Annotated in this window: 7 protein-coding genes; all 7 read right to left on the reverse strand. The window is 68.1% G+C overall.

Features of this window, described 5'->3' with window-relative positions:
* Positions 1 to 33: 33 nt before the first annotated feature.
* The 7 genes from ACLKOY_RS08905 to ACLKOY_RS08935 all read right to left on the reverse strand — a co-directional run bounded on the left by ACLKOY_RS08905 (position 34) and on the right by ACLKOY_RS08935 (position 15,518).
* Complete coding sequence (locus tag ACLKOY_RS08905; RefSeq protein ID WP_436453303.1) at positions 34 to 1,719, reverse strand: HNH endonuclease signature motif containing protein; 1,686 nt, start codon at positions 1,717 to 1,719, stop codon at positions 34 to 36.
* A 474-nt stretch (positions 1,720 to 2,193) separates the two neighbouring features.
* Positions 2,194 to 3,240: an NAD(P)-dependent alcohol dehydrogenase gene (locus tag ACLKOY_RS08910; protein WP_436453304.1), complete on the reverse strand. Its 1,047-nt coding sequence runs from the start codon at positions 3,238 to 3,240 to the stop codon at positions 2,194 to 2,196.
* A gap of 192 nt (positions 3,241 to 3,432) precedes the next feature.
* Positions 3,433 to 5,502, reverse strand: a complete 2,070-nt coding sequence (locus ACLKOY_RS08915; protein ID WP_363572443.1) for an acyl-CoA dehydrogenase family protein — start codon at positions 5,500 to 5,502, stop codon at positions 3,433 to 3,435.
* A gap of 150 nt (positions 5,503 to 5,652) precedes the next feature.
* Positions 5,653 to 6,891, reverse strand: coding sequence for an HTTM domain-containing protein (locus ACLKOY_RS08920; RefSeq protein WP_436453305.1), 1,239 nt, complete (start codon positions 6,889 to 6,891; stop codon positions 5,653 to 5,655).
* Positions 6,888 to 7,703, reverse strand: coding sequence for a DUF5819 family protein (locus tag ACLKOY_RS08925; protein WP_436453306.1), 816 nt, complete (start codon positions 7,701 to 7,703; stop codon positions 6,888 to 6,890). Before ACLKOY_RS08925 ends, ACLKOY_RS08920 begins: the two co-directional genes overlap by 4 nt.
* 74 nt (positions 7,704 to 7,777) lie before the next feature.
* Positions 7,778 to 13,435: a choice-of-anchor G family protein gene (locus ACLKOY_RS08930; RefSeq protein ID WP_436453307.1), complete on the reverse strand. Its 5,658-nt coding sequence runs from the start codon at positions 13,433 to 13,435 to the stop codon at positions 7,778 to 7,780.
* A gap of 322 nt (positions 13,436 to 13,757) precedes the next feature.
* Complete coding sequence (locus ACLKOY_RS08935) at positions 13,758 to 15,518, reverse strand: glycoside hydrolase family 3 protein (RefSeq protein ID WP_436453308.1); 1,761 nt, start codon at positions 15,516 to 15,518, stop codon at positions 13,758 to 13,760.
* Position 15,519 lies beyond the last annotated feature (1 nt).

Genomic DNA, 15,519 nt, shown 5'->3' on the forward strand with positions numbered 1-15,519 from the left:
TTGTTCACACCCGCGCGACGTGTCGCAGCTTGGTCAGATTCGCATCGGTGCGCCCCGAACGGCCTCTGGGGTCGGGGAGCCCGAACGGCCTCTGGGGTCGGGGAGGCTGAGTCGTGGTGTGCGCCAGCGCTGTGCGGGGTCCCACCATGCCGGTCCCCGCACCTGGGGAAGACCCTCGTTCATGCGGATCTCCCACCCCGACGTGCCGAGGGACCGGTGATGCCACCAGCACAACGGCACACCGTTATCCGTATGCGTCGGGCCACCCCGTGCGTGTTCGGTGACGTGGTGGATCTCACACCACGACGCCGGCACATGGCACCCCGGGATCAGGCACTCCTTGTCGCGGGCGATGATCGCCCGCCGCTGATGCACCGTGAACACCCGATCCGTGGTCGTGATCCCGATGATGCGGCCCTCATCCATGAGCACCCGCTGAATCGCACCCGAGCACGCGACCTGCGCCGCCACCGAGACCGGCACGTGAGCGCCGGATCCGGGGATCGTCGCCCACCCACCATTGCCGCTCACTCCACTCGATCCGGCCTCAGCGGCTCCGAAGGCGGCACCGGTGGCACCCGCCGCGTAGTTCGCGAGGTCTTTCGCGTCGACAGTCACGACGACGACCGGTGATGCTCCACCAAGGGTGGGCATGTCCTTGTGCCGGGCGGCGATCCCGAGAGCTGCGGCCAGGGCGTCGTGGCGCTTCTGCGCCGCGGTGCGGTCATCGAGCACACACCGCGGATCGGAGTTGAACGGATCAGTCCCATCCGGATCATCCGCCATGTCCACGTCCACGTCGGCACCAGCACCCGCACCCGCACCCGCACCCGCACCCGCACCCGCACCCGAATCCGAATCCGAATCCGAATCCGAAAAGTCGGTATCAGGAGAATCCGCGTCAGCGTCGACATCGGCGCTCGGGGCGAAGAACACCCCCGGCATGGGCGGCCCGTCGCCTTTGGGATTGAGCATCGCATCCATGATCAGCTGCAGCTGGGCGGCGGCCTCGGGGGTCAGGTACCCGCGGATCGCATGCATGCCGTCTTTCAATCTGCCGATCGTGATCCCGCGACGACGCCGCGCGTCCTCGTCCTTCGGCTCCTCACCATCCGGATCGAACATCGACGCGAGATCCTCCGCCAGGCTCTTCAAGTCCTGCACCGTCGGTGACGGACCGGCCGCATCCGGGACCCTGTCGACATCCGGGTCCTCATCGGGCCCCATGTCGAGCCCGTGACCGCGCGCGCATCCTGCCAATGCGACATCCGCCGCCAACCGCTGCTCGACCGTGAGCCGATCCCACACCCGCTCGATCGGACCCGTCGCCGCCAGAAACCCCGCGACACCGACCACCCCGTCCAGCAACGCCAGCCGCATCTCCGACCACCGCGCCGGCATCCTCTCCCCCGCCAGACTCAACGGCCGCCGCACCAGATCGACCACCCTGTCGACCCGGCTCGCACCCCGCACATCCACCAACAGCGTCCGCTGCAACAACTCATTCAGACCCCGACACCCCGCCGAATGCGGAAAGTCGCCCATGTCAGCCGTCGCAACCGTCTCGACGATGACCGCCTCGACCCGCCGGAACGCCGCCCCCGCACCCTGCAACACCACGACCCGCTCCGCATCGCTCAACCCCGCCAGCGCATCATCGGACAGCACCGCATCCAGGTCAGCGATGACCCGATCCAGGAGCTCCGCAGTGCTGTTCATACCCCCTAGTCAACCCGGGACCACCGACATTCACGCCCCAAAAGAGTCCGCTTTTATGCCAGATCAACGCCATATTCCAATCTCCCGATACAGCGCAGACTCGTCGCACATCCGGCACGAACAGACAACGCGAAGAAGTGATGACGAGCGCCGGAAGGAGAAGCGGGAGCAGAGGACAGAGTAAGGACGTCAGCAGAGAGGAGACGACGACGAGAGACGAAGACGCGAGGGGAAGAGGCAAAGCAGCAGAAGAAGAAAACGAAGAAGGGAGAAGAAGGAAGAGGAAGAGAGAACAACGAAAGGGAACCGGAAGAGACGGACGAGGAGAGGTGAGAGAAAGCGGACGAGGCGGGGAGGGAAACCGGACAATCCCCAGCGACGTCAATCTCAACGAAAGCGAGCCCGAACAACAGAGAACCCGAACAACAGAAGGAGCTCCCAGGGTGTACCCCGGGAGCTCCTCTCTCTCGACTCTCAGTCCGCGAAGGTCGCGGCGTCGATCACGAAGCGGTAGCGCACATCAGACGCGAGCACGCGCTCGTAGGCCTCGTTGATCTGCGCCGCGCTGATCACCTCGATCTCGGAGGCGATGCCGTGCTCGGCGCAGAAGTCGAGCATCTCCTGAGTCTCCTGGATGCCGCCGATGTTCGACCCGGCGAGCGAGCGGCGCCCGCCGATCAACGACGAGACATTGACCGAGAGTGGCTCTGCGGGTGCCCCGACGCAGACCATCGACCCACCCACGTCGAGCAGGCCGAGGTACGAACGCAGATCGACCACGGCACTGACCGTGTTGAGGATGACGTCGAACGATCCGCGCAGCGAGCGGAACGTCTCGGGATCGCTCGTCGCGTAGTAGTGGTCTGCTCCGAGGCGCAGGCCGTCGTCCTTCTTGCTGAGAGTCTGCGACAGCACGGTCACTTCGGCGCCGAGCGCGTGGGCGATCTGCACGCCCATGTGTCCGAGTCCGCCGAGCCCGACGACCGCCACTCGCGTGCCGGGGCCGACGTTCCAGTGCCGCAGCGGGGAGTAGGTGGTGATCCCTGCGCAGAGAAGAGGTGCTGCGACGTCGAGCGCGAGCGCATCGGGGATGCGTACGGCGAAGGACTCGGTCACGACGACCTGCTCGGAGTATCCGCCCTGCGTGATGGTGCCGTCGCGATCGGTGCTGCCGTAGGTGAAGATCGCGCCGTTCGAGCAGAACTGCTCGTCGCCGCGCTGGCAGTTGCGGCATTCTCCGCACGAGTTCACGAGGCATCCGACGCCCACGCGGTCGCCCACGGAGTGCTTCGTGACGTCGGCCCCGACCGCGGCCACGATGCCGGCGATCTCATGGCCCGGCGCGAGCGGGTAGCTCTGCGGCCCCCAGTCACCGCGCACGGTATGGATGTCGGAGTGGCAGATGCCGGCGAAGGCGATGTCGATCAGGATGTCGTTCGGGCCGAGCTCTCGACGCTCGATGACGGTCTTCTCGAGCGGCGCGGCTTCGCTGGGTGCGGCGTAGGCGTTGACACGGGTCATCTCGGACTCCTCGATTCGGTGCGGATGGGCCAGGTCGACACTACTCGCGCCCTCTCTGTGGCGCCTGACCGCACACGACACAGACCCAGATCACCCGACACAGACCCAGACCACACGACACAGGCCGGGATCACACGATACAGGCAGGGATCACACGATCCCGGCCTGAGTCAGATGCTCTGCGACGCTGCGTCAGCGCTTCGCGTTCTTCTTCAGCGTCTTCTCCAGCACAGGTGCCTCGCCGGATGCTGCGAGCGCCGCGTAGTACTCGCGGGCCTCGTCCTGGCGCGTCCGCTCAGCACCGGAGGCGATCGGCGCGCGGACGTGCTCGGGCTCGTATCCGAAGGCGTCGACGAGGTCGAGGGCGTACGGGCGGAGCCGGGCGCACAGGCGGTCGATGTAGCGAGAGACCGCGGCGGCGCGCTGCGTCGAGAGACGCCCGTTGATGAGGTGCCATGCGAGGTGCTTCTCGATGAGCTGCAGTCCGAAGAGGTCACGCAGCCAGGTGAGCACCTTCTTCGTGTCGGCGTCCTCGACGCGATGGACGGCATCCGTGAACGCCTCCCACTGCAGCAGCTCAGCATGCGCGCGAGCCGCCTCGATCAGCTCGGCCTGGTTCTCGTTGAACAGCTTCGCGCCGAGCACCTTGTCTTTGCCCGCGGGGCGCAGACGACCGGCGATGTCGGCGACCATCTGCTGCACGCGCTCGGCGAGCAGCAGATGCTGCTGCTCCTCGCGCAGGCCGTTCTCGACCGAGCGCGAGACCTGACCGAGGTCGACGACCGACTGGCCGAACTGACGCAGGCCTGCGCCGTGGAAGAGCTTGCCTGCAGTCATCCCGACGGCGAACTTGGCGAGAGCCGCGGCATCCTTGCCCGTGAACTGCTGGGCGTAGTCGGTCAGCAGCCGCTTGCCGACGAGCTGGAGCAACACGTTGTTGTCGCCCTCGAACGTGACATAGATGTCGAGGTCGGCCCGGAGGCCCACGAGGCGGTTCTCGAACATGAAGCCGGCGCCGCCGCAGGCCTCACGCGCCTCCTGCAGCGTGTCGAGCGCGTGCCAGGTCGACAGCGGCTTGAGGGCCGCGGCGAGCGTCTCGAGATCTTCGCGGTCGTCAGGGGTGTCGGTGCGACCCGAGAACACTCCGTCGAACTTCTGCAGGAACTCGTCGTGCGCGAAGATCTGCGCATAGGTCGTGGCCAGGCGAGGCAGCAGGCGGCGCTGGTGCTTGCCGTAGTCCATCAGCACGACCTCCTGCCCGTCGGCCCCGTCGAACTGACGGCGCTGCGTGGCATAGGTGATCGCGATCTTCAGACCGAGAGCCGAGGCCCACGAAGCCGCACCATCGAGCGAGACGCGGCCCTGCACCAGTGTGCCGAGCATCGTGAAGAAGCGACGGCCGGGGCTGTCGATCGCGCTCGAGTACGTGCCGTCGGCAGCGACGTCGCCGTACTTGTTGAGCAGGTTCGTGCGGGGGATGCGGATGTGGTCGAAGCTCAGACGGCCGTTGTCGATGCCGTTCAGGCCGCCCTTGAGTCCGTCGTCCTCGCGTCCGATGCCCGGCAGGTCGACGCCGTCTTCGCCGCGCAGCGGCACGTAGAAGCAGTGCACGCCGTGGTTGACACCGTTGGTGATCAGCTGCGCGAACACCGTCGCGGCGACTCCGTGCAGGGCGGCGTTGCCGAGGTACTCCTTGGTCGCGCCGCGGAACGGCGTGTTGATCACGAACTCCTCGGTGCTCGGGTCGTACGTCGCGGTCGTCCCGACAGCGGCGACGTCGGAACCGTGCCCGATCTCGGTCATCGCGAAAGCGCCGGGGATCGAGAGGTCCATGACACCGGGCAGCCACTTCTCGTGGTGCTCCGTCGTGCCGAGCTGGAGAATCGCGGAACCGAACAGGCCCCACTGCACGCCCGACTTGATCTGCAGGCTCGGGTCGGCGACGACGAGCTCCTCGAAGCCGGCGATGTTCCCGCCGTTGTTCTCTTCGCCGCCCAGCGACTTCGGGAACGCACGGTGCACGGCCTTGTTCTCGACGAGCAGGTGCAGCTGGCTGAGCACGCGCTCGCGGTGCTCGTCTTTGCCGAGCTCGTCGTCACGCCAGAACGCCGAGTCCTTGATCAGCTCGCGCGCCTCACGGCGGGTGTCTGCCCAGGTGCCCATCAGCAGGTCGGTGACCCGGGCGACATCGAACCGCAGGTTCGCGTCGGCGTTATCGGCGTGGGGGCGAGTCGTCTTCGGACGGACGGCGGCGTCGACCATGAGCGTTCCTCTCAGAGGGAAGTGGGGGCACTCCCATGGTAGGTCTGCCACAACCAGGAGTGAACTGCTGTGTACGCTTCCTCCAACTACCTGCGGGGGCAACTCCCCGGCGGATTGTCGTCAGACGACAGTCCGGTCGAGACCGCAGCTTCAGTCCTTCACCCCTGCGGGCGGGGGCGGAGCCGTCTGCGCCTGCTCCCAACGCCGTTTCGTTCCGGAGCTCAGACGCGCCCAGGTCCGATCGCGGATGAAGATCGAGTCGATCGCGATCATCGTGAGCGAGAACCAGGGCAGCCCCATCAGCACGCCGATGCCGATGTGGAAGGAGAGGATGCCGACGAGACCGATGAGACGCGTCGGCCGCGTGAGCAGCATGAGCGGGAACGCCACCTGCAGGATGATCGACCCCCAGGTCGCGGCGACCACCATCGGCCCCCACGTCGTGACGAGGTCGCTCAGCACCGGCCACGTGCCGAATCGAGCGGTCTGCAGCGGGTTGTAGACCGCGTAGCCCTCCTCCCAGGGCGCACCGCCTGCCTTGTACAGAGCACCGGAGGCATAGACGAAGCAGACCTGGGCGGTGAGCGCCACGAGGGCCAGATTGTGGAAGACGGTGCCCAGAAGAGCCGGCTGGCTTGCCGGAGCGAACCACTCTCCGTTCTTCGCACGACGCTTGGCGTCGAGCGACCAGCGGGCTGCGGGGTCGGCGAAGAACAGCAGCAGCAGGGCGATGCGGAACATGTTGTCTCCCTGGTCGCCCACCATGTCGTTGGCTTCGATGAACCCCACCCACAGGCAGAAGAACACGGGAAGGACGATCCGGAAGCGCCACCCCAGCACGAACAGCACGGCCAGCACACCGAGCAGCAGATACAGAGCGGTGTAGAGGACGTCGTTGCCCGTCGCCGCATGGAACGCGCTGAAGATCCAGATCTTCGGGAACTCGCTGACGGGTTCGGCGAGCTCGCCGTTCCACGCCGAGCCCGAGCCGAACGTATAGAGACGAGTGCTGAAGTTCGATGCGAGCAGGCCGATCGCCGTGATGCCGAAGAGGATGCGGGTGACCGCCAGGCCGTAGAGGGCCTTCTTGCCGTTGAAGAGCCAGTCCCCCACGAACGCCGAGATCCGGTCGATCGCCGAGAGGACCATCGACCACAGGCCGCCGATCATCGACGAGGCGAAGCTCAGCAGACGCGTCAAGAACGAGCGGGGCGGCTGCGGGGTCGGCTGCGACCCCGGCGACGGAGCAGTGGCAGGCGACACCGACGGAGCAGGAGCGGGAGGTGCGGATGCCGGCGCGGGCGCGGTCACCGTCGATCGAGAGGTCTGTGACCCGACATCCTTCTTCTTCGCGTCTGCCTTGGGCGCGGTCCTGGTCGGCGCGCTCACGGCTGGATCCTCTCGAACTGGGCACGGAAGGTGTCGGCGAAGTTCTCGCGACTCTGCCCTTCCTCTTCTATAGGCAGTCGCCACCCGGTCGTCGAGAACGTGGGATCGGGGCGCTGTGCGCTCGGATCGTTGCGGTCGGCATAGGGGACGACGTTCTGACGGCTCACGCGATACTGGACCTGGACGACCGCATCGGCTCCCCAGATCGCATAGGCCACCTGAGTGGCATAGGCGGTGGAGAGGTGCTCCTCGGCCATGTACGCCTCGGTCGACGGCTTCTCGCCCTCGAGTTCGTCGAAGGAGCGCACCATCCACTCCTCCCAGCCCTCTTCGGTGAAGTCGAGTCCCACGACGGCCTTCTGATCGTCGTTCAGCTTGTTGAACGCGTTCATCTGACCGCTCGCGACCTCGCTCGACTGGATGCCGGCGCGAGGCGGGAACAGGTTGTAGCGGATCATCGAGAGCTCGACGTCGGTGGCGCTCACCCACCCGGTCTCGATCTCCTGGCCGTCCTTCTCTATGACGGCGCGGACGTTGAAGTGATAGTCGCCGTTGATCGGCTCGGGGGCGAAGACGCTCCACGACTGACCGAACATCGGCAGCATGTATCCGGCGAGGACCTCCTGTGTGGGGATCTCCCGCAGTGCCGAGTACGGCGCGATCCAGAGGAACGACGCACCCACATGCCACAGGGTCAGCAGACAGGCGGCGAACGCGATGAGCTTCACCCACCAGGTCGGGCGCGGTCGCGGGTCGGTCGCGGCAGTCGCCGCATCCTGCACTTCCGGTGAGGTCTCAGTCATCGTGCTCATCCACATCCTTCTCACCGCTGAAGGTCGGGGCCGCCGCAGCGACGGCCCCGACCTCTCAGCGTTCCTGCACTGCGTTACTCCGTCTGGACGATCGGCCGTCTGGAACGCGCGATCCTCGTCATCCCGAGCCCGAGCATCAGCAGCAGACCCGCCAGCGCGATCCACCCGCCCTGGATCTCCCCACCGGTGGTGGCGAGGCCCGTGGCCACGACCTGGAACGAGGCCGAGACGCTGCCGGAGGTCGCTCCGGTCAGGGTCACCGCGTGGGTTCCGAGGTCGGTGCTCGACGGGATGGTCCAGGTGAAGGTGACCGTGCCCTGCGCATCGGCGACCTTGGTCCCCAGTGCGATCGGCGCGGAGGTCATCACTCCGGTGACGGACTCGCCGGGCTTGAACCCGGTGCCGACCGCCGTCTGCTTCTCGCCACGCTCCAGAACCGGGTTCTCGAGCGTGATGGCGATGTTGCCGGTCGGATCTGCATCAGCATCCGCCGACGCCGAGGCCTCAGCCGTCGCCGAGGCGGATGCCTCAGCAGCGGCCGTGGCGGAGGCATCAGCAGCCGCCGATGCGGAGGCCGTGGCCGACGAGGTGGCGTTTGCCGCCGCGGCCGCCGACGCGTTCGGGTCGGCATCGGCCGACGCCGAGGCGTCAGCCGCACTCGTCGAGGTCGCGTCGTTCTGCGCCGTGGCCTGAGCCGCAGCAGCCGCAGCCGCACTGGCGTTGGCATCGGTGGTGGCCGTGGTCGAAGCATCCGTGGATGCGTCGTCCGTCGCTGCCGCCGAAGCCGCCGCATCAGCCGTCACGTCAGCCGCCGCCGAAGCGGAGCTCGTCGCGTCAGCCAGTGCCGCAGCAACTGCCGCCGCCTGGGCCGCAGCGTTGCTGTCGTCATCCGCCTGAGCGGATGCCGCAGCGGATGCCGAGGCGTTGGTGTCGGCCTCAGCCGTGGGATCAGCCGCCGCCGAGGCATCAGCCGTGGCGGAGGCATCAGCAGCAGCCGATGCGGAGGCCGTGGCCGACGAGGTGGCGTTGGCAGCCGCGGCCGCCGACGCGTTCGGGTCGGCATCGGCCGAAGCCGAGGCGTCAGCCGCACTCGTCGAGGTCGCGTCGTTCTGCGCCGCCGCCTGAGCAGCCGCAGCCGCAGACGCATTCACATCTGTGGTGGCCGTGGTCGAAGCATCCGTGGATGCGTCGTCCGTCGCTGCCGCCGAAGCCGCCGCATCAGCCGTCACGTCAGCCGCCGCCGAAGCAGAGCTCGTCGCATCAGCCAGTGCCGCAGCAACCGCCGCCGCCTGGGCCGCCGCGTTGCTGTCGTCATCCGCCTGAGCAGATGCCGCAGCGGATGCCGAGGCGTTGGTGTCGGCCTCAGCCGTCGGATCTGCCGCCGCAGACGCGTCAGCTGTGGCGACCGCGTCGGAGGAGGCATCGGTCGATGCATCGGCGATCGCCGCCGCACTCGCGTTCGATGCCGCACTCGTCGAGGCGTCGGACGTCGCCGAGGCCTCAGCCGCAGTGTCCGTCGTCGCGTCGGCCAGCGCCGCAGCCTGAGCAGCGATCGCCGCTCCGGCGTTCGCCTCCGAGGTCGCGTCAGCCGTTGCGGTCGCCGACGACGTCGCCGTCGCCGCCGTCTCCGCCGCAGCCTCGGCAGCCGGGTCAGCCGCAGCCGACCCCTCCGCCGTGGCATCCGCGAAGGCCGCAGCCTGTGCGGAGGCTTCTGCGATCGCATCGGTCGAGGCGTCGGCGTTCGCCGAAGCGGATGCCGAAGCCGCCGCGTTCGTGTTCGCCGCTGCCTCAGAAGAGGCATCGGTCGACGAGTCCGTCGTCGCCGCCGACTCGGACGAGGCCGCGGAGTTCGACTCCGCCGCCGTCGATGCATCCGCGTTCACGTCATCCGACGCGTCGGCCTGAGCCGCCGCCTGCGCGGCCACAGCCGCAGAGGCGTTGGCTGTCGACGTGACATCGGTGGTCGCCGTCGACGACGCATCCGGCGTCGCCGCCGCGTCAGCCGCCGAGGTGGCGTCCGATGTCGCCGCCGCCGATGCCGCTGACGTCGCGTCGGCGAGAGCTGCGGCTTCAGCCGCTGCCTGAGCCGACGGGTCGCCGTCTGCGGTGGCATCAGCCGACGCCGATGCCGACGCGGCCGCGTTGGTGTTGACGTCGCCCGGGTCGCCGGCGGTCACCTCGGTGGTGTCCGTGGCGCTGAACGCACCGGATGTCGCGGTGAGCAGGTAGCCCGCCGCGGGTTCGGCGTCAGCCGGGACCGGATAGTTCTCGGTGAACGCACCGAACTCGTCGGTGGTCGCGGTCACGGGGCCTCCGACGTCTCCACCACCGGGGGCGGTGAGCTGCAGCGACACCGTGGAGTTCACGGGCCAGCCGGAGCCGGTGACAGCGAGGTTGGTGCCGGCCGGAACCGATGCGGCCGCGTCGACGACGACAGGAGCCGCCGTCACCTCGGTCGTGTCGGTCGCCGTCTGGTCGCCCTCGCTCGCCGTGACCGTGTATCCCGTGCCTGCGGGGGTTCCCGCGGGCACCGGATAGTCGATCGCGAAGGCACCGAGAGCGCCGGTCGTCACGGTCTGGGGTGTGCCGATGAGCGCGCCGCCCGGGGCCGTCAGCTGCACAGTGACCTCGGTGTCCGCCGGCCAGTTCGCACCGGTGACGGCGAGGTCAGTGCCCGCCTCGACGGTCGCAGCCGCGTCGACGGTCGCCGCGGCTGTCACCGCGGTCGTGTCGGTCGCCGACTGGGTGCCGACGCTGGCGGTGGCCGTGTAGCCAGCGCCCGGAGCCGTCGAAGCGGGAACCGGGTAGTCGAGCGTGAACCCTCCGGACGCATCGGTCGTGACCGTCGCGGGAGCGCCGACGGTCGTGCCGCCACCGGGTGCCGTCAGCACCACGGATACCTCGGTGCTGGCAGGCCAGCCGGTGCCGGTGATGGGAAGGCTCGTGCCTGCCTGCACCGTTGCCGCGGCATCGACGGCTGCAGCAGCGGTCACCGCGGTCGTGTCGGTCGCCGTCTGTTCGCCCACGGTCGCGGTGACCGTGTAGCCCGTGCCGGGCGTGGCCGAGGCGGAAACCGGGTAGTTCAGCGTGAACCCGCCGTCTCCGTCGGTCGTGACCGTCTCAGGACCGCCGACGTCGACGCCGTCCGGATCGGTGAGCTGCACGGTGACCTCGGTGTTCGCCGGCCAGTTCGCACCGGTGAGCGGAAGGCTCGTGCCTGCCTGCACCGTGTCAGCGGCGTCGACCACCGCAGCGGCCGTCACCTCGGTGGTGTCGATCGCGGTGACCGCACCAGCAGTCGCCGTGACCGTGTAGGCCGTTCCCGGCACAGCCGAGGCTGGCACGGGATACGCGAGCGTGAACCCGCCGTCTGCGTTCGTCGTTACCGTCTCAGGGCCACCGACATCCGCACCTCCACCGGGCGCCGTCAGCTGAACGGTGACCTCGGTGTTCGGCGGCCAGGTCGTTCCGGAGACCGCGAGGTCGGTGCCTGCCTGGACGACCGGGGCCGCATCGATCGACGCGACCGGAGCGTTCGTCACCTCGGTCGTGTCGGTTGCCGTCTGCGTTCCGACCGTCGCCGTGACCGTGTAGCCGGTTCCGGCAGGGGTGCCCGCCGGTACCGGGTAGTCGAGCGTGAATGCTCCCGACGGATCGGTGGTCACGAGCTCGGGGCCTCCGATGTTCGCGCCGCCACCGGGTGCGGTCAGCTGCACCGAGATCTCGGTGCTCGCGGGCCAGTTCGTTCCGGAGATGCCGAGGTCGGTGCCGTCCTGCACTGCCGGTGCGGCGTCGACCGCGGCAGCGGCCGTGATCTCGGTCGTGTCCGTCGCGGTGCTGGTGCCGTCGGTGGCCGTCACGATGTATCCGGTGCCCGGCGCTGTCGACGCGGGGATGAAGACGCCCCCGGTGAAGTTGCCCGACGCATCGGTCGTCACGGTCACCGGGTCATTGACCGGTGCACCCCCTGCGCTCGTGACCTGCACCGACACGTCGGTGTTCGCCGGCCAGCCCGAGCCGGTGACAGGAAGGCTCGTGCCTGCCTGAACCGTGTCGGCCGCGTCGATCGCGGCGACTGCCGCAAGCGCCGACTTCACGGTCGACGATGCGAAGTCGAGTTCGACGCCTCCGCCCACGGCGGGAAGCAGATCGATCGCCAGCGCACGCACGGTGAAGCTGTCACGGGGGATGTCTCCCGGCTCGGACTGCTCGTTGATCGTGATCGTCGCCACCCCCGACAGCACGCCCTGCAATACGGGGTCGAGCGCCAGGAGCAGCGGACCGGTGATACCGGCCAGCGTGGTCTGGAGGCCGGGGACGACGCTGGTCAGTGCGGCGTCGACGAGCGGTCCCGTGGTGGTCGCGATCGCGCCCGTCACCGCTCCGAGCACCGGAGTGAGGATGTCGCCGAGGTCCAGACCGGCCAGCGCCAGGTCGCTCGTCACCGTGGGGTCGGTGGGGTCGGTGCCGGCGAACTGCGCGAGCGTCCCCTGCACGGTGACTCCGCCGCTCGCGACGGTTCCGAGGATCGCCGCGTTGAGGTCGACATCGACCTGCAGGGTCACCTGCAGCGCATCGAGAGTCGTCGTGAGAATCGACGACAGCTTTCCGTTGAGGCTGTTCGGGTGCGTTCCCGTGAGCGCAGACGTGACGCCCTGCTGGATCGCCGAGATGGTCGCGGCCGACAGCACGGGCGTGTTCGCCGGAAGGCTGTTCAGATCGGCTCCCACACCGGTCTCGACGAGGATCTGAGCGAGGTTCGCTGAGATCGTCCCGGTCTCGAGGTCGACGAGCACAGAGCCCGTCGTGTTCTCGAGCGGCTCGTCCAGCACCTCGGCAGCGACGGTCGCGCCGACGGTGTCGAGGCCCGCGATCGAGACGTCAGAATCGGTGGCGTCCACCGAGATCACGGGGATGCCGAGGGCCGACAGGCTGAGAGCCTCGAGGGTCGACGTGACCGTGCCCAGGAGGCCGGTGAGCGCGCCGCCGGGGCCGACCAGGTCGCTGACGGGGGTCAGCGAGCCCTGAACCGTCGTTCCGAGCGTGTCGGCGAGGTCGTCGAGGAGCTGGCTGTGCAGGTCGACGTTCAAGCCGGCGATGCGGTATTCGGAGGTCTCCGTGTTCGCGTCCGACGTCACTCGTGATGCCAGTGCCCCGATGCCGAAGGATGCCTCATCGATGATCCCGTCGGTGACGCCGCTCAGGCCCAGCTGGCCGAGCAGGTCGGTCAACTCGAGGGATGCCGGGTCGACGCTTCCGTCGATCGCGCCGGCATCGATGGCCCCGCCGGAGGTGATCGCGCCCGAGGATGCGATCGACTGGGTCTGGGTCGGTGAGGAGCTGAAGCTCTGCGCGCCTCCCAGATCGCCGAGCTGCAGCAGACCGGGCGTCGTGCCGTCGGTCAGCAGTGGCAGGTTGGCCGTGCCGACGTCGATGCTGAGCGCCTCCAGCAGAGCCAGGTCGAGACCGCCGAGCTCCGGACCCGCCGCGGCGGGGTTGCTGGTGATCGTGTGACCGAGCGCCGCGATGTCCAGTCCGCCGAGCAGATCGGCGGGCAACTGGATGATCTGCCCCTGCGCTACCGACGGATCGTTCGGATTCGCGTCGTCGAGTGCGTTAGCCGCTGTCGGCACCAACGCACCCGCGAGGACGACCGCTCCGACGGTGACGCCGGCGATGCCTCCCCCGATTGCTCTGCGTCGCCGCAGAGTCTTCCCCTCGATGATTCTCATTCGCCTCTCCCGTGATGCAGATGTTCCGCGTCACAAGGCCCTCCCCAGGCGTCGACAGGTGTCGACCGAGCGCATGTTCAGACAGTATTGCGGGATTTTGAATGTTAAGTCCAGCGAACGTCCAGACTTCATGAATGCAGAGTCATGTTCCGAGACATTTCGTCGCACCCGGTCGCAACCGCTCGGCAGGTTGATCTCTGGGGACATGATCCTGCGGACGAAAAGGCACCTCGGCAGCGCGCCGCCGCAGGCCCCCACGAACGACGAAGACCGCCCCGCAGGTCGATGCCTGCGGGGCGGTCTCAGAGGGTCGGGCGAGGATCTACAGCGTGAGGCCGTGACCGAATCGGAAGAGCGGATCGGCCGTGTCGAAGGGCACGTCCGGACGCGAAGCGACAACAGCCGCCATCGACCTCGGCAGGTCGAACGGCAGCCGTCCCTGCGCACTCGCGACGCCGCTCAGCACGTCGAGCAGTGCGGCTCCCGACGCGCCCCAGTTGACGGTGACGGCGGCTGCGGCATCCGTGATCGGCTGGAGGATCGGCGGACGATCCGCAAGCACGTCGACCACGGTCGGAACGGCCCGTGCGATCGCACGCAGGTGGTCGAGCACCTCATCGGAGAACTCGAGCGAGCCCGCGTGGAAGAAGTTCTCGAAGGTGGTGTCTCGCTGCTCGAAGGGCGCCTGCAGGCGGATGATCGCGAGATCCGCCTCGGCCGGCGTCGCGACGACCACGCCGTAGGCCGATGCGACCTCGGGGTCGATCCCCTCGACGTAGAGCCTGAGCCCGGCGCCGAACGGCAGCGCGCCGTCGTTCGTCAGCACCGTGACGGAGGCTCGTTGGGCTGCCTCTCCCGCGGCACGGAACTCAGCGCGTCCGACGATCTCGTCAGCCGCATCCTCGTCGACGAACGGGGTCTCGAAGAGCCCGAGCTCGAACTTCTCGCGCAGGATCCGTCGGGCTGAGATGTCGAGCCTGTCTTCCGAGACGGAGCCGTCGGCGATGAGCTCCAGCAGCAGCTCTGGGCAGTCCTCGCCTCCGAACTGGTCGACGCCGGCATCCAGCACTTTGAGCATGCGCTCGCGCGGAGTCAGGTCTTCGACACCCCAGGCGCGCGCGGGGAACGGCTGCCCGAAGATCTCCGCGTCGTTGATCAGACCCCAGTCGGTGCAGACGAGGCCGTCGAACCCGAAGCGCTCACGCAGCAGCCCGGTGATGACCGACCTGTTGAAGCCGAAGCCGACCTCCTCGTGCTCGGTGCCGACGGGCATGCCGTAGTACGGCATCATCTGTCGGGTGCCCGCGGCGAGGGCGTCTTCGAACGGCTTGAGGTGCAGCTCGAACTCGCCACCCGGGTAGACCTGCTCACGGCCGTAGGGGAAGTGCGGATCCTCCCCGTCGAGCTGCGGCCCGCCTCCGGGGAAGTGCTTCGTCATGGTCGAGACGGATCCCGGACCGAAGGACTCCCCCTGGAACCCGCGGATATATGCCGCTCCGAGAATGCCCGTGAGTTCGGCATCCTCCCCGAAGGTCGCGGTCTGCCGCGCCCACCGCGGTTCGGTGGCGAGATCGACCTGCGGATGCAGGGCCACGCGCAAGCCGACCGCCGTATATTCCTGCCGAGCGATATCAGCGAAACGCTCCACCAGCTCGGGATCGCGAGTGGCCGCGAGACCGAGGGTCTCGGGCCACTGCGAGAACGGCCCCGCGAGGATCGACGCACCGGGATTCTCGATGAACGAGTGCCTCGGGTCGGTCGACAGGGTGACCGGGATGCCGAGCCGAGTCGAGGCGGCGAGCCGCTGCAGCTCGTTCTGCCACGCCGCGATCTCGCGTCCGGTGGGCGCGGCGCCCAGCAGATTGAAGTGCGTCATGTTCTTGACCTCGACGAACTCCCGCGCGCTCGGAGTGCCGAAGATCGGATTCGCCTCGTCGAGGTCGCCGATCGCGATCATGGTGTGGAAGAAGAGCCCGGCCTTCTCGACGATGGTCATCTCGTCGAGCAGGAGCTGCACTCGCTCGTCGATCGTCAGGCTCGTGTCGAGCCATGGTCGCGCGGTGATCACATCTGTGTCGGTCATG

The organism is Microbacterium sp. K2 (assembly GCF_051365005.1).
Classification (GTDB): domain Bacteria; phylum Actinomycetota; class Actinomycetes; order Actinomycetales; family Microbacteriaceae; genus Microbacterium; species Microbacterium foliorum_B.